Annotated in this window: 18 protein-coding genes and 2 pseudogenes; 7 read left to right on the top strand and 13 right to left on the bottom strand. The window is 37.0% G+C overall.

The genetic code is table 11. The features are described 5' to 3' along the window. Positions 1-47: 47 nt before the first annotated feature. Positions 48-1,301, bottom strand: a complete 1,254-nt coding sequence (gene agp, locus FVA72_RS13905) for a bifunctional glucose-1-phosphatase/inositol phosphatase (protein WP_110591497.1) — start codon at positions 1,299-1,301, stop codon at positions 48-50. 221 nt (positions 1,302-1,522) lie between these two features. On the opposite strand from agp, the gene FVA72_RS13910 reads away from it, so the two are divergent. Both FVA72_RS13910 and FVA72_RS13915 read left to right on the top strand, forming a co-directional pair. Continuing rightward, positions 1,523-1,969: a GNAT family N-acetyltransferase gene (locus FVA72_RS13910; RefSeq protein WP_036957876.1), complete on the top strand. Its 447-nt coding sequence runs from the start codon at positions 1,523-1,525 to the stop codon at positions 1,967-1,969. Next, on the top strand, positions 1,966-2,532 hold the full coding sequence (locus FVA72_RS13915; protein ID WP_110591496.1) for a GNAT family N-acetyltransferase: 567 nt from the start codon (positions 1,966-1,968) through the stop codon (positions 2,530-2,532). Before FVA72_RS13910 ends, FVA72_RS13915 begins: the two co-directional genes overlap by 4 nt. A gap of 79 nt (positions 2,533-2,611) precedes the next feature. Here FVA72_RS13915 and fdnI read toward each other — a convergent pair whose 3' ends face one another. The 5 genes from fdnI to FVA72_RS13940 all read right to left on the bottom strand — a co-directional run bounded on the left by fdnI (position 2,612) and on the right by FVA72_RS13940 (position 8,271). Further along, positions 2,612-3,268, bottom strand: a complete 657-nt coding sequence (gene fdnI / locus FVA72_RS13920) for a formate dehydrogenase-N subunit gamma (RefSeq protein ID WP_004255903.1) — start codon at positions 3,266-3,268, stop codon at positions 2,612-2,614. Continuing rightward, on the bottom strand, positions 3,261-4,148 hold the full coding sequence (gene fdxH, locus FVA72_RS13925; RefSeq protein WP_004909723.1) for a formate dehydrogenase subunit beta: 888 nt from the start codon (positions 4,146-4,148) through the stop codon (positions 3,261-3,263). The genes fdnI and fdxH overlap by 8 nt, the downstream gene beginning before the upstream one ends. A 10-nt stretch (positions 4,149-4,158) precedes the next feature. Next, positions 4,159-7,206: a formate dehydrogenase-N subunit alpha gene (gene fdnG, locus FVA72_RS13930; RefSeq protein WP_137019095.1), complete on the bottom strand. Its 3,048-nt coding sequence runs from the start codon at positions 7,204-7,206 to the stop codon at positions 4,159-4,161. Positions 7,207-7,617: 411 nt separating this feature from the next. Then, positions 7,618-7,941, bottom strand: a complete 324-nt coding sequence (locus tag FVA72_RS13935) for a YnfA family protein (RefSeq protein ID WP_004255956.1) — start codon at positions 7,939-7,941, stop codon at positions 7,618-7,620. Between the two features lie 63 nt (positions 7,942-8,004). Beyond that, complete coding sequence (locus FVA72_RS13940) at positions 8,005-8,271, bottom strand: DUF2798 domain-containing protein (protein WP_004255963.1); 267 nt, start codon at positions 8,269-8,271, stop codon at positions 8,005-8,007. 321 nt (positions 8,272-8,592) lie between these two features. Between FVA72_RS13940 and FVA72_RS13945 the strand changes: the two are divergent. Next, positions 8,593-8,777: pseudogene (locus FVA72_RS13945) on the top strand (LysR family transcriptional regulator); the annotation flags it as partial. 27 nt (positions 8,778-8,804) lie between these two features. Then, a pseudogene (locus FVA72_RS21735) lies at positions 8,805-9,208 on the top strand (NAD(P)H-dependent oxidoreductase); the annotation flags it as partial. A 65-nt stretch (positions 9,209-9,273) separates the two neighbouring features. On the opposite strand, the gene FVA72_RS13960 reads toward FVA72_RS21735, so the two are convergent. Continuing rightward, positions 9,274-9,564 (bottom strand): putative quinol monooxygenase, encoded by a 291-nt coding sequence (locus FVA72_RS13960; RefSeq protein ID WP_004255970.1) that lies wholly within the window; start codon positions 9,562-9,564, stop codon positions 9,274-9,276. 311 nt (positions 9,565-9,875) lie between these two features. Then, on the bottom strand, positions 9,876-10,904 hold the full coding sequence (gene add / locus FVA72_RS13965; RefSeq protein ID WP_206535590.1) for an adenosine deaminase: 1,029 nt from the start codon (positions 10,902-10,904) through the stop codon (positions 9,876-9,878). 135 nt (positions 10,905-11,039) lie between these two features. Between add and FVA72_RS22070 the strand changes: the two genes are divergently transcribed. Next, on the top strand, positions 11,040-11,708 hold the full coding sequence (locus FVA72_RS22070) for a Crp/Fnr family transcriptional regulator (protein ID WP_110591492.1): 669 nt from the start codon (positions 11,040-11,042) through the stop codon (positions 11,706-11,708). 50 nt (positions 11,709-11,758) lie between these two features. On the opposite strand, the gene FVA72_RS13975 is transcribed toward FVA72_RS22070, so the two are convergent. The 5 genes from FVA72_RS13975 to FVA72_RS13995 form a co-directional block, all read right to left on the bottom strand. Next, a complete protein-coding gene (locus tag FVA72_RS13975; protein ID WP_004255976.1) occupies positions 11,759-12,187 on the bottom strand; it encodes a TOBE domain-containing protein in 429 nt (142 codons plus the stop codon). Positions 12,188-12,203: 16 nt separating this feature from the next. Then, complete coding sequence (locus FVA72_RS13980) at positions 12,204-12,962, bottom strand: YnfC family lipoprotein (RefSeq protein ID WP_110591491.1); 759 nt, start codon at positions 12,960-12,962, stop codon at positions 12,204-12,206. Between the two features lie 191 nt (positions 12,963-13,153). Next, the gene (locus FVA72_RS13985) at positions 13,154-14,047 is read right to left on the bottom strand and encodes a pirin family protein (protein ID WP_096864199.1); all 894 of its coding nucleotides are present in this window, start codon (positions 14,045-14,047) and stop codon (positions 13,154-13,156) included. Between the two features lie 27 nt (positions 14,048-14,074). Continuing rightward, entirely contained in the window at positions 14,075-14,353 is a 279-nt protein-coding gene (locus FVA72_RS13990) for a GNAT family N-acetyltransferase (protein ID WP_004255982.1), read from the bottom strand. Between the two features lie 204 nt (positions 14,354-14,557). Further along, positions 14,558-15,241, bottom strand: a complete 684-nt coding sequence (locus tag FVA72_RS13995; protein WP_187367839.1) for a hypothetical protein — start codon at positions 15,239-15,241, stop codon at positions 14,558-14,560. A gap of 1,046 nt (positions 15,242-16,287) precedes the next feature. Here FVA72_RS13995 and tssB point away from each other — a divergent pair. Continuing rightward, entirely contained in the window at positions 16,288-16,788 is a 501-nt protein-coding gene (gene tssB, locus FVA72_RS14000; RefSeq protein WP_004908059.1) for a type VI secretion system contractile sheath small subunit, read from the top strand. A 20-nt stretch (positions 16,789-16,808) separates the two neighbouring features. Then, on the top strand, positions 16,809-18,287 hold the full coding sequence (gene tssC, locus FVA72_RS14005) for a type VI secretion system contractile sheath large subunit (RefSeq protein ID WP_036957880.1): 1,479 nt from the start codon (positions 16,809-16,811) through the stop codon (positions 18,285-18,287). Positions 18,288-18,292: the final 5 nt, after the last annotated feature.

Consider the following 18,292-nt stretch of genomic DNA (forward strand, 5'->3'; position numbering starts at 1 on the left):
AAAAAATAATGCCCCACTCAAGTTAGCGGGGCACTTAGGCTTTGTTATTACTGCTCTAGGGCTGTCGCCATGACTTTTTGGAAATCCTCCCAAGAACAATAGCCGCTTTTATCAATTGGACACCCTTTTAGCTCTAATGTGATATGTTTAGGAGGGGTCTGTAATGATAAATAGGTGTTATCCCTCAGCTGATCTGCTGTTTGATAAACATATTCTACTTTCATAAAATCTTTATTAGCTTGCTTATCCGTCCAGCGTTGGAATACTAATTTCCCCCCAATCGGGGTATGCTCATACTGCTCTGGTAATTGATATGGCTTAAAATCCATTGCTGACATCAATGACGCAATATTCGAATCATGACCGACTAAGAATATAAATTTTGCAGTTTCTCCTTTATCGGCCGAAACAAAACCTTTATCGATATAATTTAATATTGGATGTGCGACATTTTTGGCAATAATTTTTGGTGTAAATAACGTTTCTTGGTAAGCATTTTTTAACGTATTCAGTTTTTTCCATTTTTCAGGGGTATTCACAAGCCCCCAAGCGACTTCATTTGCAGGAAAACCTTCATAGTATTGAAGGTCTATTGCATCCACCGCTGAATTTGCAATTTTTAATGGACCACTGACGCCCGGTTCTTTTTCTGCTTCAATAATAAAACTGTTTTTTTGACTATTTAAATTACATAACTTATCTGTTTTACATTTTTGAGAATCTTTAATGTTCAATACACTATCTAATTCTTCATAACCCGCAGTTAGTGATAAACCTTTAAAATATTTTTCCATCTCAGCGAGTGCCTGTTGCTTAAATTCAGGAGAGGCATTCGTAATAATTGGGTTAAAAACAGGGTCCATCTTACCAATTTCAGGCTGATGATGAATATTTACTTTGCATCCAGGAAAGGCTCCTGCTGCAAAAAATTGGGCAGTTGCTATCGTCCTTTGTAGACTATTTGTATAAAGGTATATATCTTCGTTACTCGTTGGACACAGTTCATCTGCAAGTAATTTATTTTGGTCTATCCATTCCCTAAAATAATGCCCCATATAGACTTCAAGTGCGCCACCTTTCGTTGTGAGATATCCACTTTGTGCATCCCAAGCAGGCCATTTTTTATCAGTTACTTCAGTAAGAATACCGGTATTTACAATAGGTGTACGTAAATTATGGCGACTAAGGACTAAAACTTGATCCAAAACCATATCTGCTTTGGTCTCTGTATTCGCCAATGCAGGTGCAATAGGTGTTAATAATGCCGCGGATAAACAGAGAGTTAGTAATTTATATTTCATTAAGATACCCCTACGATTAAATCAACAAAGAAAAATACGTTTATCGCTATATAAAAAATTTGGCGAGAAAATTACGCCGTAACTTATCTAATAATGACGAAGTTGACTTTTTTTTCTGCGATAAATATCTCAAAAACAACCTTAAAGTAAATTTAAAACCAGCGGTTGACATAAGAAAAGCAAAAGTTAATATTTTCCAGTCAATATACGGAGACAATATAATGATAGTCCAAAGCGCTACACGTGCACACGATGATGATATTATTCGTGTTTGGGAGTCTTCAGTGAGGGCAACTCACCATTTTTTAACTGAAGAAAAAATTGCTGAACTAAAAATTGCTATCAAAGATATTTATTTACCACATTTAGCTGTTTTTGTGACATTCGATAGCGCAGGCAATATGACCGGTTTTCTAGGATGCGATAAACACCGTCTTGAAATGTTATTTATTTCTCAAGAAAATAGAGGCCAAGGCACAGGGAAGAAACTTCTTCAATATGCTATTGATACCTTAGGTATTACTGAGTTGGACGTTAACGAACAAAACCCTCAAGCTATCGGGTTTTATCAGCATATGGGTTTTAAACAATACGCACGTTCTGAATTAGATGGTGAAGGCAATCCATTCCCTATTCTGCACATGCGCCTTAATAAAGAGTCGGCATGAAAATCACTGGATTAGAAACTGCACGTTTGCGGTTACGTGGCTGGCAAGAAGAAGATAAGCAACCACTTTACCAAATGAATAGCCACCCCGATGTCATGCGCTATTTTCCTTCAGTACTAAATGAGCAGCAAAATGCACAATTTATGGAAACCATCATAGATAAATTTGCTCAACAAGGAGGATGGGGACTATGGGCTGTTGAATTGAAATCCAACAAACAATTTATTGGGTTTATTGGTTTAAATATTCCTTCTGCTAATCTGCCCTTTTCCCCTTGTGTTGAAATTGGCTGGCGTTTACTTCCCGAGTATTGGCGTCACGGCTATGCGACTGAAGGGGCTCACGCCGCGATCAAATTTGCATTTGAACAACTAAAACTAGAAGAGCTCGTTGCGTTCACCGCAGTGGTCAATTTACCATCAGAATCCGTAATGCAAAGACTTGGAATGATAAAACACCCAAATAATTTTTATCACCCTGCACTCCCTGATGGCCATTGGTTACAAGAACATGTGCTGTATCGCATCAAGGCAAGTGACTATTTAAACCCGTCTCATCAATAAAAACCAAATTCGCCAATATCCCCACAAAAAAGCCATCACAATGTGATGGCTTTAAGTTATTTAGCGTCTGCTGCGTAAATTATTTTTTACTTTCAGCTTCTGCTTTAGCTTCTTTCGCTTCGACATCACGGTACCAACGAGGGTGATGTTTTCTCGCCCAACGGCGGCTAACTTTCCCTTCGATCATTCCGTTGATTGAACCTTTAACCCAAAATGCCATGTACATATGAATTAAAATGGCATGGATCAAGACAATCGCAGCAACAGCATGGATCAACAGCCCCCAACGCACCATCCACATTGGGAATAAATGTGCGAAATAAGGGCGCCAAATAATAATACCGGTGACCAAGAGCACAAAAATCAGGCTCATGATACTCCAGAACATCATTTTTTGGCCGGCGTTATATTTACCGACATCAGCCACTTCATGTTCATTGCCCTTCAATACTTCGACAATATTTTTGATCCAAGGTAAGTCTTGCTTATCTGGAATATTGTGCTTCACAAAGCGAACAAACATAAACATCAGCACGACGAAAATGAGTACGCCAAAGAAAGGGTGTAAAATCCGCCCCATTTGTGGTGTACCAAAGGTTTCCGTCAACCATTTCAGTGTTGGGAAAAATAACGCGATCCCCGACAAAGCAACCAAGAAGAAGCTGATGACAACCGTCCAGTGACACGCGCGGTCAATAAACTTAGTCCGCACAATCATTTTGCTTTTCTTACTCATGGTCATCTTTCTCCTCTTCATCACTCACTTCTTTGTTCGGACCAATTCCCACATAGTGGAAAATCAACCCTGCAAAGGTCGCGATAAATCCAACGACAGAAAGTGGTTTCAAGATGCCCTGCCACAGATTGATTGGCGTATCAATTTGTGGGTCTTTAGGCAGGCCATGATACAGTTCAGGTTTATCAGCATGGTGAAGTACATAAACAACATGCGTACCACCAACGCCTTCAGGATCATAAATTCCCGCTTGCGCATAACCCCGATTTTGCAATTTCGTTACGCGCTCTGCACCGTATTCCAACATTTCTTTTTTCGTACCGAAACGGATAGCACCCGTTGGACAGGTTTTCACACATGCTGGCTCTTGGCCTACACTCACCCTATCAACACACAAGGTACACTTGTACACTCGATTGTCTTTCGGATTTAATCGAGGAATGTTGAATGGGCAACCTGCGATACAATAACCACAACCAATACAGTGCTCTGATTGGAAATCCACAATACCATTTGCGTACTGAATGATTGCTCCTGCTGATGGGCAAGATTTCAAACATCCAGGGTCGGTACAGTGCATACAGCCATCTTTACGGATCAACCATTCTAACTTACCCATTTCGGTGGTTTCGCTAAAACGCATCACCGTCCACGATTTTGCACTTAAATCCGTTGGGTTATCATAAACCCCAACACAGTGGCCAACTTCGTCACGGATATCATTCCACTCAGAACATGCCACCTGACAAGCTTTACAGCCGATACAAGATGACACATCAATGAGCTTACAGACTTCAAGTTTATCATCACGCGCTTGTGGCGGAGGCGTAATGCTATTGGTCGCGGAACGTTTAATAATGTCTTGAGATTGCATGGACATGTTCCCTCCCTTACGCCTTCTCAATGTTAACTAAGAATGCCTTATACTCAGGTGTCTGAGAGTTAGCATCGCCGACAGACGGCGTTAACGTATTGGTGATAAACCCTTTTTGAGTCGCGCCTTCAAAGCCCCAGTGAATCGGTAGCCCAACAGTTTCAATTGGTTTTCCATCCACCATCAGCGTTTGTAATCGAGGAGTGACAACCGCAACTGCCTTGATAAAACCACGTTTACTGCTGACTTTGACCTTATCGCCTAACGCAATTCCTTTGGCTTTCGCTAGTGTTTCGCTGATTTCAACAAATTGCTCTGGCTGAGCAATCGCGTTCAAGCGAGCATGCTTGGTCCATGTATGAAAATGCTCTGTTAGACGGTATGTGGTACCTACATAAGGGAAATCTTTGTGGTCGCCAAGACGTTTTTTGTCTTCATCAAAAATTCGCGCCGCTGGGTTAGAAACCACATTCGGGTGCAACGGGTTAGTGCCAAGTGGTGTTTCAAATGGCTCATAATGCTCAGGGAATGGCCCTTCTGCCATCTTATCGATAGCAAATAAACGACCTAAACCTTCTGGTTGCATGATGAATGGCCCTGTTCCCACTTCAGGTGCAGAAGCATTGAAGTCAGGGATATCATTACCGACCCATTTTTTACCATTCCACTCGATAAGCACGCGGTCTTTATTCCACGGTTTACCTTGGGTGTCACAAGAAGCACGGTTATAAATCACACGGCGGTTCAAAGGCCATGCCCATGCCCAACCTAATGTGTTACCGATACCGGATGGGTCGCTGTTATCACGATTAGCCATCTGGTTGCCTTTCTCGGTCCAGCTACCAGTGTAAATCCAGCAAGAAGACGCCGTTGAACCATCCGCACGTAATAAGGCAAATGAGCTGAGCAGCTCGCCTTTTTTCGCTTGTAAGTTACCGTCTGCATCATAAAGATCAACCAGTGCAACACCGTTGTTTTCTTTCGCCACTTCTTCTGATTCAGGATGGAACTGTTGTTTATAATTCCATTTCATTTGCATCAGAGGATCTTGGCCTTGGCCACCTTCTTTCTCATACAATTCCCGGATCTTATACAGAATACCGGTTAAGATTTGGCCATCGTTACGCGCTTCGCCTGGGGCATCTGCGGCTTGCCAGTGCCATTGTAACCAACGGCCTGAGTTGGCTATCGAACCATCTTCTTCTGCAAAACAAGTTGATGGTAAACGGAACACTTCGGTTTGAATCGAAGCCGTATCAACGTCATTCATCTCACCATGATTTTGCCAGAAATTCGCTGTTTCAGTGACTAATGGGTCAACGACAATCAGGTATTTCAATTTACTGAGGCAGCTAACCACTTTATTCTTATCAGGGAATGAAGCCACTGGGTTAAACCCTTGACAGATATAGCCCGTCACTTGGTCTTTGCTCATCATGTCAAAATACTTCATCACATCATAAGCTTGGTCCCATTTAGGCAACCAATCATAACCCCATTGGTTTTCTGCTTGTGCTGAATCCCCATAGAAAGACTTCATCAAACTCACGAAGAATTTAGGATAATTACTCCAGAAATTCACCTGATTTGGCAAGGTCGCTTTTGGTGTATTCGCAGACAGGTAGCTATCAATGTTCTGATGTTTTTCAGAAGGTAATGTCAGGTAACCCGGTAAACTGGTTGATAGTAACCCTAAATCGGTTAAGCCTTGAATGTTCGAGTGCCCGCGTAACGCGTTCACTCCGCCGCCAGCAACCCCCATGTTACCTAGCAGTAACTGGATCATCGCCATAGTGCGAATATTTTGTGCGCCAACAGTATGTTGTGTCCAACCTAATGCATACAGGAAAGTCCCAGCTTTATCTGCTGCACTTGTTGTTGCTAAAATTTCACAGACTTTCAAGAAATCGGCTTTTGGCGTTCCACAAATTTGCTCAACGATATCAGGCGTATAGCGTGATACATGTTTGTGAAGTAAATTCCACACACAACGCGGATCTTGTAATGTGTCATCGCGTAATGCGTGACCATTTTCATCAAACTTATAGTTCCAGCTGGTTTTGTCATAGCTACGCTTATCAGCATCATAACCACTAAATAAGCCATCGTTAAAGTCAAAATCGTCTCTAACAATCAATGACGCATTGGTATAGTTCTTAACATACTCAGCATTGATTTTTTGGTTTTCAATCAGGTACAGCAAAACGCCCGATAAAAAGGTAATATCGGTTCCTGAACGAATTGGCACATAATGATCAGCAACTGATGCAGTACGCGTAAAACGCGGGTCTATGACAATCAGTGTGGCATCATTATTATTTTTCGCTTCAATTGCCCAGCGGAACCCAACAGGGTGTGCTTCCGCAGCATTACCGCCCATTACGACGACGACATCGGCATTTTTGATATCAACCCAGTGGTTGGTCATCGCACCGCGACCAAATGTTGGAGCAAGACTTGCTACCGTTGGTCCGTGTCAGACACGCGCTTGGTTATCAACTGCTAGCATTCCTAGCGATCTAGCGAATTTTTGCGTCAACATTCCCGTTTCGTTACTGGCAGCTGATGCACAAAGCATCCCTGTTGATAACCAACGGTTTACTGTTGTTCCTTCCGCATTTTTTTCAATGAAATTTGCATCGCGGTCATCTTTCATTAAGCGTGCAATGCGTGTGAAAGCATCATCCCAACTAATGCGTTCCCATTTATCAGAGCCTGGTGCTCTATATTCAGGATAACGTAAACGATTTTCGCTTTGGATATAATCGAGTAGGCCAGCCCCTTTAGGGCATAAAGCACCACGGTTTACCGGGTGGTCTGAGTCACCTTCGACATGGAATATCGCGGACTTAGCATTCATGGCGCCATCGCCCATGCTATATATTAGTAATCCACAACCGACAGAACAGTAAGTACAGGTATTACGCGTCTCTTTAGAACGAAGTAATTTATATTCACGTACATTAGCTATTGCCATTCCAGGCATAAAACCTAACGCAGCTACAGTTGTACCTGCCATCCCGCCAGCGCAGATTTTAAAAAACTTTCTGCGACTAACGTTCATTGCTACCTCTTTATATTTTTTGTATAAATCGGTGAGAGAATAGCAGCCTAATATGATTAGATATTGCCTAAAATCAATGAAAGTGAAAATAAAAGTTTAATTAATATTAACTGAGTAGTTAAACATCAATTAAAATTACTACCAATAGAGTATTTATTGTTAAATTGATTTGGATCAAATGTTACATTTTAAAAATTTAAGTTAAACATCATTTCAATTAACATTTCGTAAAAGAAAATAATGTTATTTCTTAGAAAAGAATAACCCTTGTATTTAATTTAAAATTTAACTATGGATTTAGTAATCATTTACTGAAATCCACATAAAGAAATAATTCTGTTGTCGGCTTAAATTCCACGTCACTTTAAAATAAATAATTAATTTTTTAAGGTGACGTGATAACACTGAATTCTATTTCCAACCACTAATAATGATACCGGCTCCGATCAGTACGACTAAAGCACCAACCCAGTCAGTCACGGTAAGAGAAACACCGTCAACCACTTTTAGCCAAGCTAATGCCGTGACAATATAAATTCCACCATAAGTCGCATAAATTCGTCCGCTTGCCTCTGGGTGTAATGTGAGTAACCAGACAAATAGCATTAAACTTAAGGCTGCCGGGATCAATAGCCAAGCCCCACCTTGCTTTTTCATCCAAAGATAAGGAAAGTAACAGCCTGCAATTTCAGCCAACGCAGTGATAAAGAACAAACCAATAATTTTTATCGACATAGCAACCCATTCAAAATAATACCCATAAATTCACTATTATATTAGCAACTTTTATCAACACGGTTATGTGGTTTTCACTAACATCAATGAAATACGCCTTGCAATTGGTAAAACAAAAAATACGGTTGGGAAAGCTATCATCCAAGAAAGCATCCACGAGCTCAACCAAGGTGAAAACACGTCACTCGTGAAGCCCAAGGCTCTTATGGTACTAATCAGCGAAACAATTCCACTCATGACAAGGGATAAAAAGAAAGGAACAAGAAAAATCATCGCCCGAGCAGGTAACTTTGGGATACCTAAAATATAATTACGGTCTTGATGTGACATAAAAGACTCCAAGGTTAACAGACACACAAAGCACATAACCTATGTGTGGCCAAAAGTTATATGCGTTGGTTAACGTAAACGCTTACGAGTCCTATGACCAATTCCTTCTTATTCTATAATTTGTAAGATTTTTGTCAAAATTTAACAAAATAGAAGCATTAAAAGTTCTTTTAAGAAAAGCGATAGATCAGACTCCAATATGATTAGGTTAAAAGCCTAATAAAACTCCATCTTTTAAAACTTTTAGTTTAAATTTTAATGTCTATCTTTGTTATTATAATAACCACCTTTTCTATCATCTTATTGGCTAACAAAATTATTATGAGAGCAACATCTGAAGAAGCCCGTGTATTTATTGAAGTGGTAGAACAAAAAAGTTTTAGTAAAGCGGCTGATAAACTTAATTTAGCAAATTCCTCGGTAAGCCGAATCGTCAAAAAACTGGAAGAAAACTAGGTGTCAATTTACTTAACCGTACCACAAGGCAAATTGACCTAACTGCTGAGGAGAATGAGGTTAAAAAGTTTCTTTAGGCAGATGCGATTATTTACCAAATACCTGGCTGGTGGATGATGATGCCTTGGATGGTAAAAAAATATATGGATGACGTTTATACCCTCCGTCACGGTCATTTATATGCAAATGATGGCCGTACCCGCCAAAATCCAAGCAAGCAATATGGTACCGGGGGCCTACTTCATGGAAAAAGTATATGCTTTCAGTGGATTGGAATGCTCCTATCGATGCATTTGATGAATTTGATAATTTTTTTGACGGTCGAGGTGTAGATGGAGTCTATTTTGCCTTTCATAAATCACAACAATTTCTCGGATTGAAAAAATTCCCAACCTTTATGGTTAACGACGTGATCAAAGAACCTAATATTGAAAAATATATCAATGATTATAAAATACATCTCACTGAAATTTTTAATTAATCCATATTCAAAAAGGAATACATTTGTATTCCTTTTTATTATTATTTAGTAATCATTAATTAACATTATGCAATTTTACTTATTAATTTCACATCTAATGAATCGACTTTACCTTCTATCTTCTTAATAAAATCTTGCAAATGCTTTGTAACATTATGTTTATCTAATGACTCCTGATCCTTCCAAATTTCAAAGAAAATAAAAATATTTGGATTAGCATTATCTTGATGTAATTCATATTGAAGACAACCTTCATCCCTATTACTTGGCTCAACGATTGATTTAGTTGCTGCTTTCACAAATTCGACTTCATTATCTTTTGCAATTACTGTCGCAACAATTCTTATTTCTGGCATAAGCTCATCCTGTTATAAATAGATAATTTCAACTCATCTATTTATAACATAATTCTAAGTTAGAACTTAATCTTTATTATTCTATAAATTAGAAAATATTTTTCTAATTTCAATTATATCACCACATTGCAAAAATAGTGTAAAATCAAAATATAATATGATTGGTTTTTAATTACATTATATTTTATCCTAATAATGAGCATAGGATAAGTCTCAGTCAATCGTAATGTGGCAAATTTTAATTTATGCTCATTATTATCTGATACTAATCGGAGAAGGAAGATAAAATCCTCCTTCTCTTTCATTCTACCCTATTGATTTAATACCTTTTTAATCAATAGGGCTTTTTTTTCTTCCTCAATAAAGCTTGCCTGTAATGCATTTATATTACACTCAGTAAAATCAGCAATACCCCAACCAAATATATCATGCAATAATTGGTATTCTTTATTTAATGTTACATTCGCCACTGTTCGCGCATCAGTATTTATATTTAATTTAACGCCCTGCTTCTTCAACTCATTAATAGGATGGTTTTCAATACTGTCAAAGACATTGCACACTAAATTGCAACTTGGACAAACTTCAAGTAATACATCTAATGCTTTGAGTTTTTTAATCGTATTTGAATTTTCAATACTTCTTACCCCGTGTCCAATGCGTGACACTTTTAATTTATCCAATGTTTCAATCACACTTTCATAGCCTAAAGCCTCACCAGCATGTGCGATAATATTCCCTCCATGCTCCCTGACATACTTAAATGCCATTTCATGATTGTCTAGTGAAAAACGAGCCTCATCTGCCGCTAAATCTAGCGCTACAACACCACGATATTGATACTCCACAACTAAATTTGCCGTTTCAAGACTTTGAGAGACAGTAAAATGCCTCAAGGTACACAAAATCAAGCCAGCTTCTATTTCATACTTTTTAACTGCTGAATTAACCGCATCTAATGTTATATCAACAACTTCTCGGCTTGAAAGGCCTTGCTGAGTATGTAATAAAGGAGCAAACCGAATTTCGGCATAAATCACATTATCCATTTTTAATTGCTCAAACAAATCATCAACAGCCAATACTATTGCAGATTTTGTCTGTAATATATTAAGTTGCGGTTCAATACACCGTAGAAAATCGCCAAGATCCTCACATCTCGTTGGCGCAATAAAACCTTGTTTGAATTCATTAAACGTGAGTGTCGGAATAGCCTGTTTAACATAAGAAAAACTTAAACACGTATCCAAATGCACATGTAGTTCCACTTTTGGCATAACGTTAATTGCTGTTTTTATACTTTGAGTAAATCCGCTTAAAGGTTTTAAAGGCGTTTTCATGTTAATATCCTGAGAGTTATTTTTGAATAAGCTTGCAGAGTTATTGCCATTTTTAAAAGGACATATGTCCTTTATTACACACGCCAATTTATGTCATACTGTTATCCGAAAGTACCTGTACTGAGAGAATGAATTGTGAAAAAAATTACCTCTTCTGAAAAAATTGAAGAATATTTTACTCTCTATCAGCTTGATAAAATTCTATCTGAGGAAACAATAAAGTCAGTAAAACTGCTTAGAATAGATACGTCTGAATACTTAATATCACAAAATGACAAAATTAATTTTATTTACTTTCTTGTTGTGGGGAAACTACAGGTTGAACGTTATGAAATAAACGGTAAGCATGTTATTTTTTCATTTGAAAATGCCTTTTCAGTTATTGGTGATTTAGAGTTATTTCAGAATAATAACAGCAAAAACAACCATATATATAGCACAATACAGGCAATTACAGAGTGTTATTTGCTGGCATTTCCGTTACAGGTTATTCAGAAAAAAGAGCTTAACTCCCCTATTTTTTTACAGTTTATCTGTCAACATCTTAGCAAAAAGCTTTTTAATGCATCACAGCTACACTCTTCCTCTTCATTCTCTGCTGAATATAAATTGAGGCGCTATTTAATTTTTGCCGAAAGCCAGTATGGTTCTGAATTTAAATTGGAAAATCGCGATTCATTAGCTGCTATGCTTGGTATATCTGTCAGGCAATTAAACCGTACACTAGTGAAATTAATTGAAAGGAAACTTATTGAACTTAAAGGTAAACACATTAAAATTATTGACCTAGAAAGCGCGTCATGATTACAAACGAATTACAAAAGGCTGCCATGACAGCCCTTAAATATTTTGCACTACTTCTTAGTTGCCAAAATAACACTGGAAGCTTTGATAATCGCAGTCACTTTACTTTTAACATTTAACCCCAACTCTACGGTACTATTATTTGTCACCACCGCAGATAACAAAGTTCCTGCAGTGGTTTTTAAATTTACCACAGAATTAACGCTTCCTTTTTCAATGGATTCAATTACACCATTAAATTGATTACGAGCAGAGAAATTATACTCTTCAGCGTTAGATACTAATACAACCCAAGGCGCTTTTATTACTGCTGTCGCCAGTTTACCTTTTTCTAAACCGAGTTGTTTAGTACTATTTTTGGTAATCACTGCCGCAATGCTTTCACCATGACCTAAATCGAGTATAACTTCATCATTTACCGCTCCCATTACAATTGAATCAACAACACCTGACAATTGGTTTCTTGCAGAAATAGCCATTGAATATCTCCTATACTTAATAAAAGTCGACTTCAGTAGTACTGTTTTTTAGTAGTTTAATCTCATTACCATTAGAATTAAGACTTAAAATAAAGTCACATTTATAGGCAATATTCTTAGCGTTATAATCACACTTAGAATTGACGAGTAATATTGTTTGCCCCAACGCGCGTATGTCCATCATGTGATCAAACGGCTTACTCATATCTTTCCCATAAGTTACTATAGTCTCTGATATGATTGCATTATCTTTAAAATATTTTATCGTTGTTGGAAGTTTAAATTCATTATAATCATTTTTGCTATATTGTTTTTTCGTGTCAGCAAGCAGTGAGCCAGCAATAATGCCATCTTGGTTATATTGGTAGATTAATTCACCATTCGAATCTTTTTTAGACATTATTTGACAGTTATCACCTATCACCATTTCGACAGGCCCACTAACGTCTCGACCAATCAATTTATTTTTAACTCGCTTTACAAAAAGATAGTTATGAGCACCATTTAAATACTCATCTTTCTTTTGATCAAAAGAAAAACTTTCCACACAACCATCATGACCAATTTTTAACATTGATTCATAATTAATTGATTTATCCTCATTATAAACAACTGATTTTATTTGCTTAACAGCACCTCTAACAGGATTGAAATCATAAAGCTGAGCCAGATTAAACACCACTGGGTTATATTGCTGTTCTTGAAACGCTAATGATGCAAAAGAAACAGGGAATAAACTTAAATAAATGATTCCCAATAGGTATTTTTTACTCATTTTTATCGTCTACCTCTAACGGCTACGGCTTGTTTTGACTTAAAAATAGCCTTTTGTATACATATTATCAGTTTTTCGATAAAAGTCAGGTTATGAACTCATAAACTTAGTACTAAAAACGAGCCTTAAATTAAATTTAAGGCCATTCTCGGTTTGCTTAAAATAAATAACAAAGAAGTTACTTAAATTGATTATGGCATAATTGGAGCAAGTGTAGGGTTGCGTTCATCATTAAAAACACGGCCAAAACGTGGGTTTCCTTGGTTCCATTCCTCAACAGCAGCATGAATATCAGCTTTAGTTCGACCAATAAAATTCCACCACATTAGTACAGATTCATTTAAAGGCTCACCACCGAGCAATAAAATATGACTATCTGAAGCTAGCTCTACAGAAATTTCAGTGATACTTTTGCCTAAATAAATTAATTCATTACTATTCACTTGCTGCCCTTCAATAACGGCACTTCCACTTACAACAAAAATACCGTATTCAAATTCAGAGCATAACGTTAAAACTTGTCGAGCGGTTTTCTTAGCAATAATATCGAGCCCGACCAAAGGGGAAAATGTCAGTGTTGGTGCTTTATAAGTACCATATTCCCCAACTAATAAGTTGAAATGCATTTCTCCTTCAGACCATCGAGGTAGCGTAGGATAATGGTCAAAACGTGGAGAAATATCTTTAACTGCTTCCGGTAAAGCGATCCACAGTTGTACAGCATGTAATTGGCGACTTTCTCCGTAGGTATCTTCGGAATGGCTGATCCCATAACCTGCCGTCATTAAATTGACCTGTCCTGGCCGAATAACCTGTTCATAACCAAGACTATCTCGATGTAATACTTCACCTTCAATCATCCAAGTGAATGTTTGTAAAGCGGTATGAGGGTGAGGTGATACCTTCATTCCCTCTGAATCTCCTTTAAAAACCGTAGGTCCAGCATGGTCAAGAAAGCACCAAGCACCTATTAGTCTACGTTCTCTTGTCGGTAAAACTCGTGCAACAGGAAGCCCACCAACATCTTTTGAGCGTGCTGTAATTAACTGTAAGTTAAGTATTTTATCATTATTTTGAATACTCATGCTGACCTCATCAGTAATTAGCAAATATTATTGGCGGATATCATTGTATTCAGGTGTTCTATCGAATATTGCTTTTGCAAAAGGGCATAACGGAATAATTTTTCGACCCTCCTCTCTCATTCGCTCAACAACCTTAGCAACTAGTAACTTTGCAATGCCTTGTCCTTTTAAGCTTTCATCAACTACTGTATGGTCAATAATCACCAGATCATCGCCAGTATAAACAAAGGTTATCTCAGCAATGCGAGTTTGCTTGTCATCAGATAAAATAAAAAAGCTATGGTGATCAGATTGGATATTCATCATAAATAACGCCCTCTAAATTAAATCAATTTAACTTAGAGTATGTGACGTATGCTAAAAAGACAATATTCTACAATTGTCGATGTGATCCAAATATTTTGAAGTTAGAATGTGGATAAAAGGAGAAAAAATGTTGCGACAGCGCTTAACTAGAGATTAAATTTAGTTTAACGCTGTTTTTCAATTGATTAATTAATGTTCAGCACATTAATTTTCAGAAAAATTACTTATCACTGTATAGGTTAATGAGTTTTCTGAACTATCGATAACTTTTAATTTTACATTTCGATAAGAAATAATATCGCTATTCTTGAGGTTATACTGAATAGTATCGCCAAACCCTTGATTCTCAATATTCGAACCTATTTTCTGATAACTAACATCAACAACATGGCCATTTATCCCGTTGAAAATTAAGGCTTCTTCAAATGAGTTACCATCAGTATTATTTAGTTTTACTTGTTCGATTTGTGCTTTATCACTACAAACAGCAACATTAACATCTGTTACGATACAAATCTCATTAGGAGTAGAGTCTTTTTTAATTAAAAGTGAATTCCAAGGCTGCCCTAAAACCTCAACAACGACCGAACCAGAGTCAACTATTTGGTCTGGCATATAAAAATCGCCTTTATCACTTGACCCCACTTTTTTGAATACACCTGGAATAATTTTGTAAGCCAAATCTATCTGTACAGGGTTTAATATTTTAATTCCGTCTATTTCGCTAATGTTGCCTTCTCTTACTAAGGGTTGCCCTACTGTAATATGGTTCACCTGACCTATTCGGGGTTCACTAATTTTCTGTGATTCAGGAACATAGTTATACTCAGTCACTGCACATCCAGATAAAGAAACAATACAAAAAACTGGAACTAATAATTTATTCATCTTGATAAAATCCATGGCATTAAGATATTAAATATTATCTTTATAAAACAATTTCAACAAGTTACTACTTATGTTCCTGCCAGCTAATAGATAGGAAACCTTCGGCTTATCATTCACTTTGAAATTTTTCCATTTTAATGAAGCCAACAACTATAATAATAGAACTGATACATTGCCCACAAATGATTATGATAATCATTTGTGATAATAAATTTACCTTAAGGCGTTAAAAAGAAAAAGAGTTATTGAATTTATAGTCCAGGCTCTTCCGTTGGCTGAATAGGGTTTGTTACAAATAATAAAATATTTATTTTTATAACTTGTTGAAATTTTTCTTTTACCTCATAGAGTTTCCCAATCATCCTAATTTATGTGATTTACAATTTCATTTCTTACTCAATCAAGAGGTAATTATGACTTCATCATGTCAACATTAATACTTCCGTTCATTTTCAAACTTTTCATATAAAAACATAAGATGATCCCCCTATAAATTTCATATTAATTTTGTAAAAAAATAAATCTCATTTCTCTTTAATAAAATTAAATAGATAATCAAATTAAATTATGTAAGAAAAATATATGAATATGTTACATACTGTAAAAAATTGATTTACATCACAGACTTTTCATACTTAATTTTCTTGAACAAGATTTATCTAGCGTGCAAAAATACTTATACTCATCATTATTCTGATAAAAAAATCGCCATATAAACTATGAATACGCATTATAAGATTATGAATGAAATTTTCAACTAAAACACCCCATGAAAATAGAATACATTTCAAACTAAATATCACGAAATTATATTCAAATAACAATTTACATGTTGATCCTAAGTTAAATTTGTATATTATTAACAAACTAAAAAATACAACATAAAAATTTGATAGTTTAAACACCTTTCTGGGAAAAAAATTCTTAACATAGAATCTGTTCTGTGTAGGGAACTGTATGCTCTAAATTTATTATTAATTTTTAATTTAGGCATTTGAATTTATGGAATGAAGTTATCGTATACTCATACAAGGAGATTCACTTAAATGAGTAAGAAAAATCTCGGTAGTGTTGCCCCTAAAGAAAGAATTAATATCAAATATACACCTAATACAGGTGGAGCTCAGGCTGAAGTTGAACTTCCTTTAAATATGCTGATTGTGGGTGATATGACAGGTAAAACTGAAGATACCCCAATAGAAGAACGAAAAGCAATTTCAATTAATCAAAACAATTTCAATTCAGTTATGGAAAGTGCAGGTATTAATTTAAATATCAACGTCCGTAATACACTTGAAAACACCAGTGATTCTGAGCTTAATGTCAATCTAGATGTAAAATCTCTGCAAGATTTTTCACCAGATAATATTGCTCGCCAAGTTCCTGAGTTAAACAAACTTCTTGAATTACGAGAAGCTTTAGTTGCATTAAAAGGTCCTCTAGGCAATGTCCCTGCTTTTAGAAAGCGTCTTCAAGAATTACTTGAAAATAAAGAAACACGCGAACAACTTCTAAAAGAACTCGATATTGCCGCTAATCAAAAATAATGTTTATAGAGGATTATTTCATGTCACTAAATACAGAAGCTCTAGGCCAACAAGCCCCAGCATCTAACGGCTCTCTTTTAGATGAAATCATGGCTCAGTCACGTATGTCACCTGAGACTGAAGCGTATGATATTGCAAAGCAAGGCGTTGCAGCTTTCATTAGTAATCTTTTCGCAAATGAATCAGAAGACCAACAAATCAATAGATTATTAATTGATAAAATGCTGGTTGAGCTTGATAACAAACTAAGCGCCCAAGTTGATGAAATTATTCACGCGCCTAAATTTCAAGAAATTGAAGCATCATGGCGCTCCCTGAAATTACTCGTTGACCGTACTGATTTTAGAGAAAATATCAAAATCAATATTCTTCATGCAACAAAAGAAGAGTTATTAGAAGATTTTGAATTTTCTCCTGAAATTGTTCAGTCTGGTTTTTATCAGCACGTTTATTCTTCAGGATATGGACAATTTGGCGGCGAGCCAGTTGCAGCAATTGTTGGGAACTATGCATTTAACAACACAGCGCCTGATATGAAGTTAATGCAATATGTCAGCACTGTCGGAGCGATGGCACATGCGCCATTCTTATCATCTGTTTCCCCTAATTTCTTCGGCATTAATAGTTATGCTGAATTACCTGCGATTAAAGATCTTAAATCTGTCTTCGAAGGCCCTGCACATACGAAGTGGCGCTCTCTGAGAGAAGCAGAGGATTCGCGTTACTTAGGATTAACGGCACCACGTTTCTTATTACGCTTACCATACTCCCCAACAGAAAACCCAGTGAAAATGTTTAACTATTCCGAAAATGTTAAACAAGACCATGAGCACTACTTATGGGGTAATACCGCATTCTTACTCGCAAGCTGTATCAATGATAGTTTTGCACAATACCGTTGGTGCCCAAATATTATTGGCCCACAAAGTGGCGGTACCGTCAATGACCTCCCTGTACACATGTTCGAAGCGATGGGTGAATTACAAACTAAAATACCAACCGAAGTTTTAGTTACTGATCGTAGAGAATTTGAACTGGCAGAAGAAGGCTTTATTACCCTAACAATGCGCAAAGGTAGTGATAACGCGGCATTCTTCTCTGCAAACTCAGTTCAAAAAGCCAAAACCTTCCCAAATACCCCAGAGGGTAAAATGGCAGAAACTAACTATAAGTTAGGAACACAACTGCCATACATGTTTATTATCAACCGATTAGCTCATTACATTAAAGTGCTACAACGTGAGCAAATTGGCTCTTGGAAAGAGCGCCAAGACCTTGAGCGTGAACTGAATATCTGGCTTAAACAATATGTTGCGGACCAAGAAAACCCGCCAGCAGATGTTCGTAGTAAACGCCCTCTTCGTTCAGCTGAAATTAAAGTGCTTGATGTTGAAGGTGATCCAGGTTGGTATCAAGTCGCAATTCAAGTTCGTCCACACTTCAAATATATGGGCGCAAACTTTGAATTATCACTTGTTGGTCGCCTTGATAAAGAGTAACAGTG

This window comes from Providencia sp. PROV061 (genome assembly GCF_011045655.1).
Taxonomy (GTDB): Bacteria; Pseudomonadota; Gammaproteobacteria; order Enterobacterales; family Enterobacteriaceae; genus Providencia; species Providencia hangzhouensis.

What these genes read in the sequence shown, in the direction of transcription:
- agp (WP_110591497.1), bottom strand. Translation starts at nt 1,301, where the DNA reads ATGAAATATAAATTACTAACTCTCTGTTTATCCGCGGCATTATTAACA.
- FVA72_RS13910 (WP_036957876.1), top strand. Translation starts at nt 1,523, where the DNA reads ATGATAGTCCAAAGCGCTACACGTGCACACGATGATGATATTATTCGT.
- FVA72_RS13915 (WP_110591496.1), top strand. Translation starts at nt 1,966, where the DNA reads ATGAAAATCACTGGATTAGAAACTGCACGTTTGCGGTTACGTGGCTGG.
- fdnI (WP_004255903.1), bottom strand. Translation starts at nt 3,268, where the DNA reads ATGAGTAAGAAAAGCAAAATGATTGTGCGGACTAAGTTTATTGACCGC.
- fdxH (WP_004909723.1), bottom strand. Translation starts at nt 4,148, where the DNA reads ATGTCCATGCAATCTCAAGACATTATTAAACGTTCCGCGACCAATAGC.
- FVA72_RS13935 (WP_004255956.1), bottom strand. Translation starts at nt 7,941, where the DNA reads ATGTCGATAAAAATTATTGGTTTGTTCTTTATCACTGCGTTGGCTGAA.
- FVA72_RS13940 (WP_004255963.1), bottom strand. Translation starts at nt 8,271, where the DNA reads ATGTCACATCAAGACCGTAATTATATTTTAGGTATCCCAAAGTTACCT.
- FVA72_RS13960 (WP_004255970.1), bottom strand. Translation starts at nt 9,564, where the DNA reads ATGCCAGAAATAAGAATTGTTGCGACAGTAATTGCAAAAGATAATGAA.
- add (WP_206535590.1), bottom strand. Translation starts at nt 10,904, where the DNA reads ATGAAAACGCCTTTAAAACCTTTAAGCGGATTTACTCAAAGTATAAAA.
- FVA72_RS13975 (WP_004255976.1), bottom strand. Translation starts at nt 12,187, where the DNA reads ATGGCTATTTCTGCAAGAAACCAATTGTCAGGTGTTGTTGATTCAATT.
- FVA72_RS13980 (WP_110591491.1), bottom strand. Translation starts at nt 12,962, where the DNA reads ATGAGTAAAAAATACCTATTGGGAATCATTTATTTAAGTTTATTCCCT.
- FVA72_RS13985 (WP_096864199.1), bottom strand. Translation starts at nt 14,047, where the DNA reads ATGAGTATTCAAAATAATGATAAAATACTTAACTTACAGTTAATTACA.
- FVA72_RS13990 (WP_004255982.1), bottom strand. Translation starts at nt 14,353, where the DNA reads ATGATGAATATCCAATCTGATCACCATAGCTTTTTTATTTTATCTGAT.
- FVA72_RS13995 (WP_187367839.1), bottom strand. Translation starts at nt 15,241, where the DNA reads ATGAATAAATTATTAGTTCCAGTTTTTTGTATTGTTTCTTTATCTGGA.
- tssB (WP_004908059.1), top strand. Translation starts at nt 16,288, where the DNA reads ATGAGTAAGAAAAATCTCGGTAGTGTTGCCCCTAAAGAAAGAATTAAT.
- tssC (WP_036957880.1), top strand. Translation starts at nt 16,809, where the DNA reads ATGTCACTAAATACAGAAGCTCTAGGCCAACAAGCCCCAGCATCTAAC.